This is a genomic window from Pseudobutyrivibrio ruminis AD2017 (genome assembly GCF_000424305.1).
GTDB lineage: Bacteria > Bacillota > Clostridia > Lachnospirales > Lachnospiraceae > Pseudobutyrivibrio > Pseudobutyrivibrio ruminis_B.
Map to the genome: position 1 here is coordinate 41,457 of NZ_AUJQ01000011.1, position 19,960 is coordinate 61,416.

Annotated in this window: 15 protein-coding genes and 1 pseudogene; 3 read left to right on the plus strand and 13 right to left on the minus strand. The window is 40.0% G+C overall.

Annotated elements, in window-relative coordinates:
* Positions 1-179 precede the first annotated feature (179 nt).
* From G611_RS0108800 to G611_RS0108855, 12 genes are all read right to left on the minus strand, one after another.
* Positions 180-2,546: a phosphoketolase gene (locus G611_RS0108800; RefSeq protein ID WP_028243311.1), complete on the minus strand. Its 2,367-nt coding sequence runs from the start codon at positions 2,544-2,546 to the stop codon at positions 180-182.
* A 203-nt stretch (positions 2,547-2,749) separates the two neighbouring features.
* On the minus strand, positions 2,750-3,436 hold the full coding sequence (locus tag G611_RS0108805) for a 5'-methylthioadenosine/adenosylhomocysteine nucleosidase (RefSeq protein ID WP_028243312.1): 687 nt from the start codon (positions 3,434-3,436) through the stop codon (positions 2,750-2,752).
* 289 nt (positions 3,437-3,725) lie between these two features.
* On the minus strand, positions 3,726-4,187 hold the full coding sequence (locus tag G611_RS0108810) for an S-ribosylhomocysteine lyase (RefSeq protein WP_028243313.1): 462 nt from the start codon (positions 4,185-4,187) through the stop codon (positions 3,726-3,728).
* A gap of 18 nt (positions 4,188-4,205) precedes the next feature.
* Entirely contained in the window at positions 4,206-4,757 is a 552-nt protein-coding gene (locus G611_RS0108815) for a DJ-1 family glyoxalase III (RefSeq protein WP_028243314.1), read from the minus strand.
* 95 nt (positions 4,758-4,852) lie between these two features.
* Positions 4,853-6,904 (minus strand): methyl-accepting chemotaxis protein, encoded by a 2,052-nt coding sequence (locus G611_RS15375; protein WP_028243315.1) that lies wholly within the window; start codon positions 6,902-6,904, stop codon positions 4,853-4,855.
* 69 nt (positions 6,905-6,973) lie between these two features.
* Positions 6,974-7,333 carry a hypothetical protein gene (locus G611_RS0108825; RefSeq protein WP_028243316.1) on the minus strand — a complete coding sequence of 120 codons (360 nt, stop codon included), beginning with the start codon at positions 7,331-7,333 and terminating at the stop codon, positions 6,974-6,976.
* Between the two features lie 207 nt (positions 7,334-7,540).
* Complete coding sequence (locus G611_RS0108830) at positions 7,541-8,464, minus strand: SufB/SufD family protein (RefSeq protein WP_028243317.1); 924 nt, start codon at positions 8,462-8,464, stop codon at positions 7,541-7,543.
* A complete protein-coding gene (locus tag G611_RS0108835) occupies positions 8,464-9,204 on the minus strand; it encodes an ABC transporter ATP-binding protein (RefSeq protein ID WP_028243318.1) in 741 nt (246 codons plus the stop codon). Before G611_RS0108835 ends, G611_RS0108830 begins: the two co-directional genes overlap by 1 nt.
* Positions 9,205-9,397: 193 nt before the next feature.
* Positions 9,398-10,507 (minus strand): helix-turn-helix domain-containing protein, encoded by a 1,110-nt coding sequence (locus G611_RS0108840; protein ID WP_081657019.1) that lies wholly within the window; start codon positions 10,505-10,507, stop codon positions 9,398-9,400.
* Positions 10,434-11,771: an MFS transporter gene (locus tag G611_RS15380; protein ID WP_051195184.1), complete on the minus strand. Its 1,338-nt coding sequence runs from the start codon at positions 11,769-11,771 to the stop codon at positions 10,434-10,436. The genes G611_RS0108840 and G611_RS15380 overlap by 74 nt, the downstream gene beginning before the upstream one ends.
* A 538-nt stretch (positions 11,772-12,309) precedes the next feature.
* Positions 12,310-13,719 carry an alanine/glycine:cation symporter family protein gene (locus G611_RS0108850; RefSeq protein ID WP_028243320.1) on the minus strand — a complete coding sequence of 470 codons (1,410 nt, stop codon included), beginning with the start codon at positions 13,717-13,719 and terminating at the stop codon, positions 12,310-12,312.
* A gap of 163 nt (positions 13,720-13,882) precedes the next feature.
* Positions 13,883-16,084, minus strand: a complete 2,202-nt coding sequence (locus G611_RS0108855; protein WP_028243321.1) for an alpha-galactosidase — start codon at positions 16,082-16,084, stop codon at positions 13,883-13,885.
* A gap of 115 nt (positions 16,085-16,199) precedes the next feature.
* On the opposite strand from G611_RS0108855, the gene G611_RS14465 reads away from it, so the two are divergent.
* Positions 16,200-17,033, plus strand: coding sequence for an AraC family transcriptional regulator (locus G611_RS14465; protein ID WP_051195185.1), 834 nt, complete (start codon positions 16,200-16,202; stop codon positions 17,031-17,033).
* Between the two features lie 135 nt (positions 17,034-17,168).
* On the opposite strand, the gene G611_RS0108865 is transcribed toward G611_RS14465, so the two are convergent.
* The gene (locus G611_RS0108865) at positions 17,169-18,587 is read right to left on the minus strand and encodes an amino acid permease (protein ID WP_028243322.1); all 1,419 of its coding nucleotides are present in this window, start codon (positions 18,585-18,587) and stop codon (positions 17,169-17,171) included.
* Between the two features lie 259 nt (positions 18,588-18,846).
* Here G611_RS0108865 and G611_RS0108870 point away from each other — a divergent pair, with 259 nt between their 5' ends.
* Positions 18,847-19,617 (plus strand): histidinol-phosphatase, encoded by a 771-nt coding sequence (locus tag G611_RS0108870; protein ID WP_028243323.1) that lies wholly within the window; start codon positions 18,847-18,849, stop codon positions 19,615-19,617.
* 196 nt (positions 19,618-19,813) lie between these two features.
* Positions 19,814-19,960 (plus strand): annotated as a pseudogene (locus tag G611_RS15625) (IS5/IS1182 family transposase); the annotation flags it as partial.

Consider the following 19,960-nt stretch of genomic DNA (forward strand, 5'->3'; position numbering starts at 1 on the left):
AGAATAATAGGTATTATAGAAATTAATAAAAATATAATAATAAGCTTTTTGCCTATTTTAAGATCATTGTATCTTCTAATAATGCTATGCATAACATTCACCCACCCAATACAATCATCATACAAAAAATAAGCTCATTGCACAACAGGCAATGAGCTTATATTATTATTGGAATTTAATTAGTTAAGTCCTGTCCACTTCCACTCAGCGATTTCAGGCATATCAACACCTACATCATGGATGTAAGTCTTGTGCTCAACAAGCTTATCCTTCATCTTCTGCTTGAGGAATGCGCCCTTGTTACCAATCTGTGGCATGTTGTTAAGCATAGCAATAACAAGGTTGAAACGGTCAATCTTATTCTGAACTCTCATATCGAATGGAGTTGTGATTGTACCTTCCTCATGGTAACCATATACATGAATGTTACGGTTTGTTCTTGTATATGTAAGCTCATGGATAAGTGTTGGATATCCATGGAATGCGAAGATGATTGGCTTATCCTTTGTAAAGATTGAATCATATTCAACATCTGTAAGACCATGTGGGTGCTTGTTGCTTGGCTCCATCTTCATAAGGTCAACTACGTTTACGAAACGAACCTTAACCTCTGGCATCTCCTTGTGGAGGATGTCAACAGCTGCAAGAGCCTCAAGTGTAGGTGTGTCACCACAGCAAGCAAGTACGATGTCTGGCTCTTCTCCTGTATCTGTTGAAGCCCAATCCCAGATACCAATACCCTGTGTGCAGTGCTTAACAGCCTGCTCCATTGTAAGCCACTGTGGTCTTGGGTGCTTTGATGCAACGATTGCATTTACATAATTCTTGCTCTTTAAGCAGTGATCCATTGTAGAGAGCAAGCAGTTAGCATCTGGTGGAAGATAAAGTCTTACCACGTCTGCCTTCTTGTTAGCGATGTGATCAAGGAAACCTGGATCCTGGTGTGTAAATCCGTTGTGATCCTGCTGCCATACATTTGATGTAAGAAGAAGGTTAAGTGATGCAATTGGACGTCTCCATGGAAGGCTGTTGCAAACCTTAAGCCACTTAGCATGCTGAGCTGCCATTGAATCGATGATTCTGATGAAAGCTTCGTAGCTTGCGAAGAAGCCGTGACGACCTGTAAGAAGGTAACCTTCTAACCAGCCTTCACACATGTGCTCTGAAAGCATTGAATCCATTACACGACCATCCTTTGCAAGGAACTGATCTGTGCCTTCTTCGATTGGTGAGTTCCAATCTCTATTTGTAACCTCGAATACCTTGTTAAGACGGTTAGACATTGTCTCGTCTGGTCCAAAGATACGGAAGTTTCTCTGATCCTCGTTAAGCTTGAATACGTCACGGATGTATCCACCAAGCTCAATCATATCCTGCTTTTCAACAGCGCCTGGAGCTGGAACATCTACTGCGTAATCGCGGAAATCTGGAAGTCTAAGGTCGTGAAGAAGCTTACCACCGTTTGCATGTGGGTTAGCACCCATACGTCTGTCTCCCTTTGGAGCAAGCTCCTCAAGCTCAGGAATAAGACGACCATTCTCATCGAAGAGCTCCTCTGGATGATAGCTCTTTAACCACTTCTCAAGGATTTCCATGTGCTCTGGCTTGTCCATCATAACTGGAACCTGGTGAGCTGCAAATGAGCCTTCAATCTTGTTTCCGTCTACTACCTTAGGGCCTGTCCATCCCTTTGGTGTACGAAGAACGATCATTGGCCATACTGGTCTTGTAGCATCGCCTGTCTCTCTAGCGTGCTTCTGGATAGCCTTAATCTTATCCATACACTCATCAAGAGTCTCTGCCATCTTCTTGTGCATAACCTTAGGGTCATCACCCTCTACGAAGTGTGGCTCCCAGCCCATACCTGTGAAGAAGTTTACAAGCTCTTCGTGTGACATACGAGCAAGGATTGTAGGGTTAGAAATCTTGAATCCGTTAAGGTGAAGGATTGGAAGAACCGCACCATCTGTAATAGGATTTAAGAATTTGTTTGACTGCCATGATGTAGCAAGTGGGCCTGTCTCAGCCTCGCCATCACCAACAACGCAAGCTGCAATGAGCTCTGGGTTATCGAATACTGCACCAAATGAGTGAGCGATAGAATATCCAAGCTCACCACCCTCATGGATTGAACCAGGGTTTTCTGGAGCAACGTGGCTTGAGATACCGCCTGGGAATGAGAACTGCTTGCAAAGCTTCTGCATACCGTCGATATCACGGCTTACGTTTGGATATACCTCACTGTAAGAGCCTTCAAGATATGTATTAGCCACGAAGAAGTTTCCGCCGTGACCTGGACCAGAAATAAGGATCATATCCTGGTCATATTTATTAATTACACGATTGAGGTGTACATAGATAAAGTTCTGTCCTGGTACTGTTCCCCAATGTCCTACGATTTTCTTCTTAACCTGCTCTCTTGTGAGTGGCTCACGAAGGAGTGGATTGTCAAGAAGATACAACTGTGCTGCTGCGAGATAGTTAGTTGCACGCCAGTAAGCGTCCATTTTCTCTAAGTACTCGTCAGTAATCTGTGTGTGATTCATTTTACATCTCCTTTAAATACTTTAGAATTTCCTAAAAGACAATTGACATTATACAACAATAGGATGTACATTGTACATCCTATTTTGATAATTTGTTAAATTTTTATCTAACTGTGTTATATTATCTATTTTTTTGTGTATTTTGTAGAGTGTATTCTTTACCTAATAAGGGTCAAATTTTGCGATTTGATGTCAGATTGTTATTATTTTAACTTTGCAATGACATCTAAAACAATGCTAATTGACTGCTCTGCGGCCTTACCAGCAAAGGTATTGTAGTCCATTGCACTACCATCTGCATCGGAAATAGAGCGGATAAGTGTAAATGGAACATTATTGACATAACATGTGTGAGCGATACTTCCGCCCTCCATATCAGCAGCAATTGCATCGAATTTCATGCGGATATTCTGACGCTGCTTATCAGTGTCTACAAACAAATCACCTGATGCAATTACACCTGTCTGATGATAGATTCCCTTTGCATCAAGAACCTCACAAACTGCCTTTTTAAGCTTCTCATCAGCTGGAAAATTAACAATGTTAATTCCTGAAACAAGACCTGCTGGGTCTCCAAGAGCTGTTGTGTTCATATCGTGCTGAACTGCAGAATCTGCAACAGCTACATCAAGAACCTTAAGGTCCTTTACAAGTGAACCGGCCACGCCAATGTTAATCACATGGTCTACTCCAAAATGTAAAATCATAATCTCTGTGCAGATTGCAGCGAAGACCTTGCCGATTCCTGAAACGGCTGCTACTACCTCTACGCCATTGATTTCGCCTGAAATGAAATCAACGCCGCTGATGGTCTCGAATCTTGGCTTCTCAATCGAAGGCTTCAGATTCTCAATCTCTATCTGCATTGCACCAATAATACCTAACTTCATTTTCTACCTCCTAGTTTATGGCTCGCCTGTTACGGTCTCTAAGTTTTTCTCTCGCCTGTTACGGTAACAAAGAAATATATTTCCCCGTCGACGGGATGTCTCCTTGAGAAACATAATAGTTTGTTACCTACAGGCTATTTTTACTCTTATGAATTACGGTTACAAAAAATTATATTCGATCTCGACGGGATGTCTCCTTGGGAAACATATTTTTTTGTTACCTACAGGCTACTTTTAGACTCTTGAGACCTACAGGCTATTTTTACTCTTACTAGTTACAACGAGCTTTTTACGATGGATATGTGAATTCCATGTTTGTCCATGAGTTGAGGACGTCTAAGTAACGCTGGCACTCCTTTTTGGCGAGGGCAATGTCCAGGTTCTCGTAGTGACCGCATTCGATGTCGCTTTTTCCGAAGACGTCGCCTTCGTGGTCTACTGTCTGTTTAAATACTTTTTTAACAACCTCGAATGTTTTCTTTGAATCAACGCCCTTTACAACAAGATAGAATCCTGTCTGGCATCCCATTGGTCCAAAGTAGATAACGTGGTCTGCGATTTCTGAATTGCGGATATATGTTGCAATCATGTGCTCAACTGAGTGCATTGTTGCATTATCCATGTAATCACCTGCGTTTGGCTTGCGAGTACGCAAATCGTAAGTGATGATATCTCCATCATCCACACGTGAGATGTAGAATCCCGGTGTAAGGATGTTGTGATTGATTGTAAAGCTCTTAATTCTTTCCATTTATTCCTATAATCCTTCCTATACGTTATAAACTATTCCCTTGGCAAGCTTGTCTGCTACATCTGCGCCCTTGAAGGTCTTTACGATTTCAAGTGCAAATGGGATAGCTGTTCCCATGCCACGGCTTGTGATGATGTGGCCATCGTGACAAACTGGGTCTGTAGAAAAATCTGCATCTAGCAAATCCTTCTCCATACCAGGATAGCAGGTGGCCTTCTTTCCTTTAAGGATACCAGCCTTACCAAAAACAGTTGGTGCTGCACAGATGGCTGCAAGTCCCTTTTTAGATGTATTAAAGCCATGAACCTGATCCATGAGAGGCTCGCATAATTCAAGATTAAGTGTACCTGGCATTCCTCCTGGAAGCACAAGCATATCTGCACTTTCAAAATCAGTGTTTTCAATCAGCTTATCGCAGTATGTTGCGATACCGTGGGCACCTGGCACCTTTTTGTTGCCTGTGATAGAAACCATTTCTATTTCAATATCAGCACGTCTAAGAATATCAACAACTGTAAGCGCTTCGATTTCCTCGTGGCCCTCTGCCATAAAAATCAGTACCTTGCTCATTAGTCTACCTCCCTAATTATTATTAAACGTGATTATATTTTACTATTATTTACACAAAAGAAAAAGAGTGACATTTGCCACTCTTTTCCTGAATTTTAATCCACGTTGAACTGATTAATGGCTAGCTTCAAATCATTTGCATTGTTCTTTGTTTCCTTAGCAAGCTTTTCTATGTTCCCTGAAACATCATTTGTTTCTGTATTCTTACCAAGGATGTTTGAAACACCGTCTGTATTTTCAAGAGATGCATCAGTAACTGCTGTTATCTGACGTGCGATTTCATCGATTGATGTTGATAGAGACTTCATTACATCTCCGATTTCTCCAACCGCCTCCTTGATTGTTTGAATTCCTTCATCATAATGTTGACTCTGCGCTGAGAATATTTCAAAGCTTGCCATTACATCATTCTTAATAAAGTCGATAAGCTTTGTAACCTCGTCACGAACATTTGCAACAGATTGGTTGCTGGCTGCAACTATCTCTGTAATGTTCATCGCTGTATTCTTAGACTGGTCTGCCAGCTGACCGATTTCGCCTGCAACTACCGCAAATCCTCGTCCTGCCTCGCCTGCACGAGCCGCCTCAATAGAAGCATTCAGTGAAAGCAGGTTGGTCTGAGATGTGATAGACATGATGTCTTCAGCCAATACATTAATCTGCTCAACCGCATCAAGACTTTCTAGAGCTTCCTGCATGTGTGCCATAGTCTCCTGCAAAGTTGCCATATTTGTACTGATTTCATCATTAATCTTTTCGTTAATTTCAGCTGCAGATTTTATTATCTTCTCTGAATCTTCCTGACCAATCTCCACCTTATCAGATACAACATCCATGAGAGATACGATATTTTCAATTTCAGCATGGATGTTTTCAATAGCATCGTTAGTTTCATTAATCTTAACTGCAAGATTATCAGCTATGCCCTTGTTATCTGATGTAATCTCTGTCAAAAGCTTTGATGCATCATCCAGATTGCCGGAGTTTTCATCCAAAAGGTTACTGTATTCTCTAAATACACCTACCGCGCCCTTCAGATTGAAGATAACGCTCTTAGTATCCTTAGCCAGCTTTCCTATTTCATCCGCTCGTTTTTCAAATTGTTCAATCTCTTTATTATCTCCCAAATCAAGGGCTGCTACACGCGTTAAGGCTTCCTGAATCTTTGTGATTGGCTTAATCATGTGACCAATAATAAATACAAGAAGGATACCGATCAATATAACAATAATTGTTCCTAAAAGATGCATCTGTCTGGATGCGCTATGTGCCTGAGCATAAAGCTGGTCTATATCTGCGCCAACAAACAACAGCCAGTCATTAGCTGACATGTATTTATAAAATCCATACATCTCTTTACCGGTTCCAGCCTGCTTGTATGCTATAATTCCTTCCTCAGCTGTGTCCCCAGCATTGATTTTTTCAAGGACCTGCTGCACTGCTACGTTTGTTGATTCATTAGTGATTTCATCTGGATTGTTGGAATAATAAACTACCGGGTTTCGCACGCCAGTCAAAACAACATCCTGATTAGGAGTAATATGAACACCATTATCAAGAAGCTCATAGAATTCTGTCTTATCAATTTCTACTGAACAATATCCTGCCGGCTGACCATTTGCCTTATATGATGAACGTGCAAAAATAAGACTAATCTCATCAGTAGCAGGAGACACTGCAGTTACGCTATTGTATACATTTGTGCCTTCAGCATTATAGTATAGTCCCTGAATCATCTTTATCAGATCAGCATCATTTTGGAAACCTACCATATCTGGACGTGTATGAGTTAATACTTTTCCATCATATTCAACATAGAACAAACTCTTGCTGTTAGGAATTGCATTCATGAATTGCATTGTATGATTCTGCGCTGCCGCCTGTACTTCCTCATCAAAAGGATTCTCTATAATAGCAGCCATTTCAGATGATGTCATATATCCATCCAGATATGCATACTCTTTTTGTGTATAGGCATCCAGTCTTGCAGATATCTGTTCTACTACACCCTCCAGCTCTGTTTCTGCTTCATTTTCCATAATATTCAGCATATTATTGGATGCCAGAATTGTCTGTGTTAAAAATCCTATCGTAGTAGCTAAAACAATATAGACTGTAATTCTGATAGATAGCTTCTTGAATCTCATGTTCCCCTCCATTACATTATTTTCGCAAAAAGGGACCATATAACATATGATCCCTTTTTTATTAAATATTTATGCGTAGGCATCAAAGCGTGAGCCTGATGTGTTGTATGTGCTGCCCCTTCCATTTACTCCATAGGATGTGTTTCCCGAAAGGAATTTAGTGGCTATGTCATTGAAGTCACTAGATACCTGAATGTTGCGCTTTTGCCTTTGATATGGATCTACAGTTGTAAAATCCCTATCAATCTCCTGCACTGTGACATTAGGATATTGTACAGGTGATGTGCCTGTAACAGACGCACCATTTTTTACTGATTCATTAGTATACACATCTGAAAAATCAGCATCATTGTCAATGGCATAGTTCATAGGTTGAACGCTACTAATTGGACTATATGAACTTAATCCGCCAATAGGTGCAATAGCCATAAAAAAACCTCCAAAAGTAACTACCACAATGATAGCACCTTTGGAGGGTTGAAAACCGAAATACACAAACTTTAGATATTAAATTCTTGATTTTTTCACATTATACCCCTCATCAGTCAGCTACGCTGACAGCTTGTCTCGCCTTCCGGCTCGGTCGTTGCTAAACAGGCTCCACTGGAGCCTAGCAACCCCCAGGGGGAAGCCTTTTTATCTTAAGAAGCCGGCTACGATCTGCTCCTCAGCCTCTTCTTCTGTAAGGCCAAGTGACATGAGCTTGATGAGCTGGTCGCCGGCGATTTTGCCGATGGCTGCCTCGTGGATGAGGGCTGCATCTACGTTCTTTGCATCAAGACGTGGGATAGCTACTACGTGTGCGTTACCCATGATGATGGCATCACATGCTGCATGACCGCTGCAGGCTGTGTTTCCTTCGATTGCTACTTCAAAAATCTGCTCTGAATCATCCTTTGCAACAGAACGAGAAACTACATCTGTGCTGGCATCCTTTCCATTAAGGAGTACCTTGTAATCTGATGTGGCCTTCTGGCTGCCGTGAGTCATAAGTGCCTCGTGGATAAGAAGTGTTGCTCCTTCAGCAAGCTCAGCATAGTTAGTACGAACTGTAGAATCTACACCCTTAATCTGCACCATTTCCATCTCAACATGGCTGCCCTCTTCCTGATATACGTTTGTTACAGGATTAAGGATACGAGCGCCCTTTCCGTCGCCTTCACCATAGTGCTTCTCAACATATTTAACCTTGGCATTCTTGCCAACGTGGAAGGTGTGGATACCATCATGCTGAGAATCCTGGTCACCACAATTGGAAATACCACAGCCAGCTACGATAGTAACATCTGCATCCTCTCCAACATAAAAATCATTGTAAACCATATCCTTAAGACCGCTCTGTGTAAGAACTACAGGGATATGAACGCTTTCGCCCTTTGTGCCTGGTTTGATGATGATATCGATACCTGGCTTATCTTCCTTTGTAACGATATCGATGTTGGCAGTAGTGTTACGTGCTGCGCTGGAACCGTTGGCACGAATATTATATGCACCCTGAGGTATGCCATCTAAATCAGCAACCTCGTGTAAAATGTTCTTTTGAATTGCATCAAGAGCCATTACTGGTCACCTCCTAACTTTTCGCAGGCTGCTCCAACAGCTGCTGATGTGCCAAGAAGCTCTGGGAGAATTTCATCCTTAGGTCCCTGCTTCTTAACCTTGCCGTTTTCAATAACTACGATTTCATCTGCGATATTTAGGATGCGCTCCTGGTGTGAGATAACGATGATAGTTCCATTGATATCCTTGCGCATGTTCTCAAATACCTTAATAAGATTCTGGAAGCTCCAAAGATCGATTCCAGCCTCTGGCTCATCAAAAATAGAAAGCTTTGTGCCACGTGCAAGTACTGTGGCGATTTCGATACGCTTAAGCTCACCACCTGAAAGTGAACCGTTAACCTCACGCTCTACATAATCCTTAGCGCAAAGTCCTACCTTCGAAAGGTACTCACAAGCTACTGCAACAGAAATGTGCTCACCTGCTGCAAGACGAAGTAAATCGATTACTCTGATTCCCTTGAAGTGAACTGGTGCCTGGAAAGCAAAGCTGATTCCCATTTTTGCACGCTCAGTGATATTTTTATCTGAGATATCCACACCATCAAGGATAATCTGTCCGCTTGTCAACTGATTGACTCCCATTATAAGCTTAGCAAGTGTGGACTTACCGCCACCGTTAGGACCGGTGATGACGATAAACTTACCATCTTCTACTGTAAGGTCAAGACCATCAATGATTTCTTTAACGGAATCATTTTCATCATCAACCTTGTATGTAAGATTTTTGATTTCTAACATATCTATACTCCTGTTCTATGTGCTACACTCCCTAACCCCATGCCAGTGGCAGTTAGGAACGACTAATTTTATCAACTAATTCAGCCCTATTATATTAACATGGATTTGTAAAAATGGTAGCCTATTTTTGCAAAGAAAAGGGCTACTGAGAAAACTTCTCAGTAGCCCTTAGTCAAATCTTATTTGACGCGCGTCAAATAAGATTTTCCATATACTCCTGCACTCGCTTTATAGCTTGCAGTTCTTTTTTGGTGAAGCCCAGGTCATCCTGGTTATATGTTTCTTCTAATATTTGTTTAATTACCAAGAGCGTATCACCCTCTTTTTCATCAAATGTAATAGGTATATCTTTCTTAGGCCCATAAACAAATTTAATATTTGTATATGCATCATACACTGGGCTTACATCAAAGGCCTTCGCATGCTCGATGGCTAACGCTATTTCCGACATCATTTTCTCATGATTTCCAATAAGTTCGTAACACATAGCTTTGATTGTTTTTATCATGGCTATATATCTTGTCAGATAAGATATCTTTCCAGGAATCATGAGCCCCACTGCCGTACTATCCAGCCATTCGTTTAATTCTATCAAGTCATCATACTTTTTACTTGATAGAAAGAAATCAACCATGTGACCAGCTACATTCCTCGTATCAAACATGCTTAAATGCAGCTTTTTTGTATAACAATCTAATGCTTCATCCTTATTGCCCTGTTTCCAGTATATTTCTCCCAGTAAATCATTAAATATTCCATCTACATTTATTCGCTTTATAATTTCTATCTGCTTTTCTTTGTCCTTCTCAACAAGTGCACGCTGCTTAAGGATTTCCATCTCATCAATTTTGTTTTCTGGAGAATCAGCTAATATTCGCAATGCTCTATCTAAAAATTCTATAGCTCGATTTCTATAACCTTCATTTTCCTGCTCCTGATACCAGCTTATGTAATATACACTGCCAGCTCTCTTCAAAATCTTTACATCATTAGGATATCTCACTACAGCTTTATCGAGATGCTCCCTTGCCTCGTCAAGCCTATGTTCCCTGTATAACTCAAATGATTCCTCGATAATATCATCCACTCTCTTTGATACCATGGAATACCCAACCAGCGCATCCATAGAAAGATTAAAGAAATCGGCTAAATCCATCATTGTGTTTATATCAGGGACACAGTTGCCGTTTTCCCATTTTGACACTGTGCCCACTGTTACGCCCATGGCCTCAGCCAGCTGCTCTTGGGTAAGAAGCATCCGCTTCCTGTTTGCTCTGATGTTCTCTGATAGATTGTTCTGCATCTATATTCTTCTCCTTAATGTTGCTTATCTTTTTCACAAAATAGATTCCACCAAAAATAATGATTCCAAGCACTCCTGTGAATAAAAGTATAGTGTCACAATTTAGCCTAACTGTAGCTAGTGTTACAAAAAATGTTCCAACTGGTAGTGAAGCTGTTCCTACTGCATTAAAAGCGCTGCTACATCTAGCCATATAGTCCGTATCTATCTTCTTTACCAATTCCACATTTAACATACCAGCGATGATAGACATTGTTAGTCCGATTATAAACATGCTACCCGTTGCCAACACAATCGAAAGACTCATACTGTCTTTTACTAACGCTCCTCTTGAAAGCAAAAGACAAGCCACCCCCTCAATTGCTCCAAGACAACCAACAGCTTTATCAAATGAAATCTTCGATATAACCTTTGGCAAAACCAGTGATGCAATGATTGCACCAACCCACTGCCCCGCCATAACAATACTCAAAAAATCAGCATCCTTCATATATACACTAGATACAAGTGGTGTTAATAAAGAATTGAGTGGTGAAAGCACAAAGTTTAACAATACTGCCATAAGGCAGAAATAAATGATAGTGCCATTACCCTTCATATACTTAAAACCATCTTTGAGCTTGGTCATATAATCCTGTTCGCTGATGCTTGCACTCTGAACCTTACATTTGCTGTAATCAATAAATAGGATAATGAATGCTCCAATAAAAAATGTAGCCACATCAATAAGCATTGCAACGCCCACTCCAAAAGCTGCAATAATAATTCCAGCCAATGACATTCCAACAAGATTAACCACCTGAGCAATTGTCATCTTCATACTCTGCATAACAGTATAATAGTCGCCCTGAACAATCTCTGGCACAAAGGCACCTGCTGCAGGTTCATTGAGGGATTCAATGGTAGTGATAAGTAGTGTGAATCCAGCCATGATAAAAGGATTAACCAAATGCAGATAATACAAAACTACAAATCCTGCTATCACCATACCGCGAAGCAAATCCGTATATACGATAATCTTTTTCTTGTTCTTTCCCTCTACCCATGCTCCAGCCAGTGGAAGCACAACTATTCCTGGTAGCTGATTAAGTCCGAATATGATCGCTGACCAAGTTGCGCTACCTGTCAACTGATACACCAGCCAGGTAAATGCAATGGCATCTATTGAATCTCCAAATCTGTTAATAAGATTTGAGAATAATAGCTTCCTGCAATTAGCTATCTTTAATATATCTTTGTATCCTACTATTTTTGTCTCTCCCATAATCTAAGCCTCCCGAGTTTATGTATGAATAGCAATTTTGTTACTCAGATTATAAGATTTGGTTAGAGATATTTTAACATATTAGCTTTCTAGTTTGTATAAAATTTATTTTCTCGTTAGGAAAATTACTAAAACACTGTGTTTCGTTATTATTTTTTTAATACATTACTATCTACCATTAATTATTCTGCCTAGATAGTAGCATTTTCTAGTCAGTCTACTACCTGCAAGCCATTTTTCATGACAGATAGTAGACATTCACATATTAGCTACTACCTATATAATATTTTCGCCCACAGATAGTAGTGGCTCTAACAAAAACTACTACCCTAAGACTATTTTATTCCTACAGATAGTAACATCATTTCGAGCGACTACTATCTATGGCTATATTTCAACTGCAGGTAGTAATGTCCTTCCATATGACTACTATCTATAGCTATTTTTTCCCCATAGATAGTAATATCCTAGAACAATTATATTATATTTCAAAAAACTCCCAGCACGAGCTGGGAGTTTTAGTATATACATATTGAATTTATTTCCAGAAGCTTATCTCATCTTCCTTTAGTCCTACGTGACTTCCAATAAATACAGGGTTCTTGCCTTCCTTCTTTTGCTTTTCGTAGTCTTTTAAGGTCTTGTTGACTACTCCGTACAAAAGAGCGCAGCATGGGAGGTTGATGATTGTCATAAGTCCCATGGTAATATCTGCGGCAGCCCAGGCTGTGTCCATGGAAATGATTGCTCCAAAGAAAATGACTGCTACGCAGCATAATCTGAATATTACCATGAATCTGGCGCTTGGGTTCTTCTTACCGTTGAGATAAATCAAAGCATTATCTACATAATAAAGGTTTCCAAGTAATGTAGTGAATGCAAAAAGAATCATTGCAACAGTGATAAATGCTGGGCCAAAATGACCAAACACTGTAGATATAGACTTCTGCACATAAAGGATTCCACTTACTTCTGCAGATGGTGCAACACCAGAGCTCAGACACATAAGTCCTGTTGCAGTACAAAGTAAGATTGTATCAATGTAAACGGATACTGTCTGTACTAATCCCTGCTTTACAGGATGAGTAACATTTGCTGATGCCGAAGCATTTGGAGCTGAACCTACACCTGCTTCATTTGAATACAATCCTCTTTTGATTCCGTAGATTAGGCACGAACCTGCAACTCCACCGAAGATTGATTTAAAATCAAATGCATTCTTAAAGATTACTGCAAACATCGCTGGCACATTAGTGATGTTTACAAGAATAACTATTATAGCAACTACCACATAGGCGGTTCCCATAAATGGGACTAGCACTTCTGTCAGCTTAATAATTCTTTTTCCACCGCTTAAGATGCAAAATCCTACAAGAGCCGCAATTATTACTCCTACAATGATTGGTGTAAGCTTTGGATCATAAAAACTATACGCCGCAAATGACGACTGCAAATTATATGAGCAAAGTAAATTAAATCCAAATGCATAAGTAGAAATCAAAAAGATGCAAAACAACACCGATAACCATGGTGCATGAAGCGCCTTCTCTATATAGTAAGCAGGACCACCATAACAGCTGCCATCATCTTCCTTCTGTTTATATATCTGCGCTAGTGTACTTTCTACAAAAGCACTGGCTGCGCCGATGATACACATAATCCACATCCAAAACATGGCACCTGGGCCACCGATGCAAATAGCAGTAGATACACCTACGATATTTCCTGTTCCAACTCGCGATGCTGTAGACACCATCAGCGCCTGAAAGGATGATACATGAGCCTTGTCCTCTGGCTTTTCCATTACAAGCCTGCAGGCTTCTCTAAAAAGTCTAATCTGAACAAATCTGGTTCTAAATGTGAAATATAATCCTGCAACACCCATAACAATAATAAGGATTGGATAATACATCACATCATCAATCTTTGTAAGTAAATCTAATAACATAAATAACTCCATTCTAAAAACATTCTGAGCTATTATATATGGATTTTACGATTTACGCAAATTTACCCCAAAACTCCCAGCCGAAGCTGGGAGTTATCATATTACTTGATATTTATATTTTGCTTTTATAAGTACCCCTGAAAGTGCTAAATGTTTTATGTTCTTACGCTTCTAACACATAGATTCGCGAAGAATGATCTCCATCACTTTCAAACCAGAATTTATTCTTCTCGCTCATAGATATTCCAGCTTCCATTAAATAGTCACCGTACATCTTAGCAACGCCGTTGATTGTGTACTGGTAATCAGGATTAAGGCCTGCAAGCTTCACCTTTTCGATACCCATGTTAGGCACATTTTCCTTCTTGTACGTGGTAAGAATTGCCTTTTTCTTATCATCAGAAACAACCATCCAAGCTGCAATATTATGGTCAAATGGAGACTGCAATCTGTAGATTGTGCCATACTGGAAAAGCTCACGGTTCTCCTTCATAAACTCAATCTGCTTCTTTACCTCTTCAAAATCTTCATCACTGATTTCATTTAAATCTAATTCGTAGCCAAAGGTTCCAAAGTAAGCGATGTTGGCTCTGTCATTAATCTTCATGCTTCTGCCTGTCTGAAGATTTGGAGAAGCTGATACGTGAGAGCCCATTGATGCGATCGGATAACCGAAGCTAGTGCCATACTGAATCTTTACACGCTCGTAGCCATCTGTATCATCTGATGTCCAAGCCTGAGGTGCATAGTAAAGCATTCCTGCGTCAAATCTAGCTCCACCGCTGGCACATGATTCAAACAGGATGTCAGGGAATGCTTCCTTTAATCTTTCGTAAAGGCTGTATACCCCTAAGATATATTTGTGATAAATTGTTCCCTGCTCCTTAGCATCATGATTTTGACTAAAGCATTCTGTGATAGAGCGGTTCATATCCCATTTGATATAATCGATACTTGCTGTAGATATCACCTTGTAAAGCTGCTCGTAAAGATTGTCAACAACCTCTGGCTTTGAATAATCAAGCACCATCTGGTGACGGCCTAAGGTTCTCTTTCTATTTGGAGCAGCCAGTACCCAATCAGGATGTGCTCTGTACATATCGGAATCCTCGTTTGTCATTTCTGGCTCAATCCAAAGGCCAAACTTAAGACCCATGTCATTAATCTTCTTAGACAATCCTGTGATTCCCTCTGGAAGCTTGTCAGTATTTACTACCCAGTCTCCAAGTCCTGCATGGTCGTCATTTCTTGCTCCAAACCAACCATCATCAAGAACAAAAAGCTCTACTCCAGCCTCCTTGCCCTTCTTTGCAATCTTAAGGATTTTCTCTTCTGTGAAATCCATCTCTGTTGCTTCCCAGTTGTTTAGAAGGATTGGTCTTGGCTTGTTTTTATAGCAGCTTCTAACCAGGTTGTTGTTCATCAGCTTGTGAAGATTCTGGCTTAAATCATTTAATCCATCCTGAGTGTAGGTGATGATAACCTCTGGTGTATCAAAGTACTCCTGTGGAGCCAATGGCCAGCTAAACCACTTTGGGTTTATGCCCATGTTGAATCTAAGCTTTCCGAAGGTATCTGCCTGAGTCATGACAGTGAAATTGCCGCTATACACAAGGCTGAAGCCCATAGCCTCGCCCTTAAATTCATCGGTATTCTTGCGCTTCATTATTACAAATGGATTGTAGTTTGCACTTGAATGACCTCGCATGCTTTCTACTGATGCGATGCCATGGGATACGTCGCGTGTGATAGGTGTTCTTTCTCTACCCCAGGCTCCTTCAAAATGCATAAGCTCATAATTGATATCAGGAATATCAAGATTGCAGCTTAAGGCTTTTTCTATCTTAAATTCTTCTACTCCTACATTTTTGATTCTGGTATGACGGCAGACTACAGGGTAATCTTTCCAAATGGTGTAATACAATGTAGCTTCTATTCCAGCCACTTCATCCCTGCAGATGATTTCAAGAGTCTTTGCTTCATCATCAGTATTTGTATATGTAGCAGGAAGTCCTGGTATAGTCTCCTTGCTATCGTAAATACGATATCCGCTAAAGATTAGATTTGTTACTCTAGAGCCATTAGCCTGAAGAATCTCGTAAGCAGGATCTCTAAAATCTCCATTACCGAAAGCTGGATATTCTAAAAGAGCCAGCTCCTTAGTGTAGTTTTCCTCTTCCTTAACGTTACAGCACAAAGGACGTAATCCTGCAGACTGGTAGTCAAGCACCACCTGGTTTTCATTTATTCTTTTTCCGAAGTACAGCTGGCCGATTTCGTCGTCTAGGCATATTCCAATTACGTAGCTAATCTTTGAATTAAAAAGATGAAATTGTTTTTCCTTCTCATTAAACTTTATATCCATTTTGTCTCCTCGCTTCTTTCATTTTTGCTATAATCATTATATTGACATCGCTATTTTATGTTGATGTCGTAATTTTATATTTTCATGTCACTTTGTGACATTGTAGGAGAATGTTATGAATGTAAATGGGGTAGATAAGGTAAAGTTCGTTGATATGACCAGTTCAAATGATTTCTATTTGTTTGAAGTAGGCTGGTATAAATGCGAACCATCCTACAGCTATGGTCCGATTATTAGAACTAGAACGATTTTCCACTATGTAATATCTGGAAAAGGGTATCTTATATTAGATGGAAAAAGATATGATATTCATGCTAACCAGGGATTTCTGATTCCTGCCAAATCTATGGCTTTCTATGAAGCAGATAAGGATGACCCTTGGTCATATGCTTGGATTCATGTGGACGGTCCTAGAAGCACCGAGCTTTTTGCCAGCGCAGGTATTACCGCAGAAAATCCTGTATTTACCCCAGATGGGGATGCCAGTGAGATTGAAGTATTCATTTCTGATATTTATGATAACTCTGACAAGGAATGTTACTGCTACAGTAAGGTTTATGAATTCTTCAATTGCTTAAATACCAAATCTGTTAATAAACAACCAGAAATAGAGATTGACCCAAGACTTAATTATGTTAAAAGTGCAATTAGATATATTCAGCTGAAATATTCAGAGCCTATTAATGTAGAAGATATTGCAAGGGCCTGTGGGCTGAACCGCAGTTACCTTACGCGCGTTTTCAAGCACGCCACGGGGTACACCCCGCAGCTATATCTTGCCACCTACAGAATAAAAAAAGCCTCGGAATTGTTATGTAACACATCAGAATCCATCAATAATATTGCTATTATGGTTGGATACTGCGATGCATTTACATTTTCCAAGGCCTTTAAAAGATATAAAGATATGTCACCAAGTGAATATAGAAAGCAGCATGGTTCTGTTTAGTAATTAACAAAAAACCTCTAGTTACACTAACAAGCATTATGAATTCTACGCTTCGCATGGAAAGCTACGCTTAAGAATTATAATAGCTTGTTAGCTACTAGAGGTTTTACTATAATCTCACGATATTAATATCGTTTACTTACCTGCCTGCTCTCTCTTAGCAATCATAGGTAAGATTACGCCAAGTGCTGCAAGTACGATTGGTGTAAGGATGTTAAGGAATGTGTTGAACATATCGCCCTCTACATACATACCAAGTAAGCAGCTAGCTGCTGTTACGAAGAAGCACCAGCAACCTGCGAAGATTGCTACAGCCTGATTCTTAACGAACTTGTACTCAGGATTGAACTTCTCACCAGCCTTACGAAGCATGATGTATGCGAAGAATACCCAAAGGTAACGAAGTGGCATACATACTGAGTTAAGCTTTGTAAGCTGCTTAAGAACTACTGCTGCACCAGGAACGAATGACTGGATAAGGATGATTGCACCTGAAAGAACTGCTACCATCTTGATACCATTTACATAAGCGCCTGCATCGTTCTTCTTAAGAAGCTTAGAAGGGATGAACTCTCTAGCATCCTCGTTGTCAAGAAGCATACGAAGTGGTGCATCGATTGAAATAACAAGTGTTGAAAGCTGTCCAATTGCATTGCAAAGTGCATAGATAATCATTATAGCGTTACCAACATGATAGTACTCACCAAGTTTCTGGAAAGCCCAGTAAGAACCGTTTGAGTTGTATGCATCGAAGTTAGCATTAACATCAGCTGGGTCAAACATCATACCCATAGCGATTGTACCAAGGATAGCACATACCATAACCATAACAGCAAGTGTGATCATTGCCTTGGGGAAGCCCTTTGATGGGTTCTCTACCTTGTTAACGTATGGAGAAATCTTCTCACATCCACCTACTGCGAATACAAGGATAGAAAGTGATGTAAAGTACTTAACATTGAATGATGGAATAAGTGTCTGTCTTGTAAATTCCATTGAAACATAATCTGCATGTGGGTTGATTGCAGGTGCTGCAAACATCATAAGGATGTAAAGAATAGACATTACAAACATAGATGTACCAGCGATAGTTGCAAGCTTCTTAAGTGGGTTAAGACCACGTGAAGCAACATAGCAGAATACAAGTAAAATAGCGAATGTTACAAGCTGAACCGCAAGTGTTGGGAAGCTATCGTATGTTTCACCATTTCTGAAAACTGCCCAGCTAAGAGCCTTTAAGCCACCTGAAGACTTAGAAGCAATGTAAGTGATATGGCAAGCCCAGTATGTCCATCCGGCATAGTAAGCTGCCTTTGCTCCTGTAGTTCCGAAAATCCATGAGCTGACACCGCCACCTGATGTCTTGAATGCAGAACCTAACTCACCTACCATAAGTGCATATGGTACGAAGTAAAGAGCAAACATGAGAATCCAGCTGAAAATACTCTGGATACCATTGAAGTAAATAAATCCATTTAATACATTTCCGAATCCCCATACTGTCGAAAATGCCATAAATGCAAGTGTGGACCATTTGATACGTTTAGAATCCATTTAATTATCCTCCCTCTATTTATCGTATCAGTCTCTTTTTTGTAGGCATAACCTACAGGACTTTAGCACTGTAAACTTTTACACCGTACAGTGACGAAGGCTATTATACTACATTTTCTTCAAAAGTTAAATCGAAAATAAAATATTCTGAACATTAAATATTTTTTCTGTCTGTTGTCTTTTTTTATCCACTTTTCTCTGAGCAAATGCAAACTTTTCATTATTGTGCTATTATTTAGGATATTTGGAGGATTTCATAATGTTAGCTAATTACCATTCACACACAGTTAGGTGTAATCACGCCAGCGGTACAGAACGTGAGTATATTGAAGCTGCTATCGCCGCAGGCTTCAAAATCTACGGTGTTTCAGACCATGTACCTCAGCCATATCCTGATGAATACGAATCCCATATCCGTATGAAAATGTCTGAAGTGGAAAATTATACCCAGACTTTACAAAAGTTAAAGGAAGAATATAAAAATGACATTCAGATTTTGATTGGATATGAAGTGGAATATACACACAAATATTTTGACAAGCTTCTTAAGCATCTGCGCCAGTTCCCTGTGGACTACATCATTCAGGGACAGCATTTTGCACCAGATGAAATCACAGGATTCTATTCTGGAGCCATGACAGAGGATGAGCAAAACCTTATAGACTACGCAGCCCTTACTATCGAAGGAATGCAGACCGGACACTTTTCATATTTGGCACATCCTGATTTGATTAATTACGTTGGTGACGATAATGTATTCCAAATGCACATGCGTCCAGTAATTCAAACTGCCATCGATATGAACATTCCACTGGAAGTAAATATGTTAGGCTTTGCCACAGGCCGAAACTATCCTTGCGACAGATTCTTTAGCTTGGCTTCCCAGATGGGGGCCAAATTCGTAATCGGCTGTGACGCCCACGCTCCAAGAGATGTAATGCAGCCTGAAAGCCTACCTGGATTTGTAGACTTCCTCAAGAGAAACAATATTGAATATGGCGATAACGTAATAGAGCTAAGACCTGTATAGGCCTTAGCTCTCAGAGTGTAGACAAAGTGTCGCGGCTTTCGTCGCGACCTTTTCTTTTTAATAAGGAGGAACTGGAGTCAGCGGACTCCAGTTCTTTCATTTTTAGGCTAACTAAAAGCTGAGAAATCCTTGATTTTCCAAGCTTTCTCACCTCTTTTTTGGTATAATAAATGTATCAAAACAAGGGGTTAGAATAATGATTACAGAACAAAATGAGAAGGCTAGAAAGCAGATTGAATTTGTATGTACTGATGACTTGGTTCCCCAGGATCATCTTCTAAGAATCATAGATAAAGCCATTGATTGGTCTTTTATTTATGATTTAGTCAGAGATAAATATTCT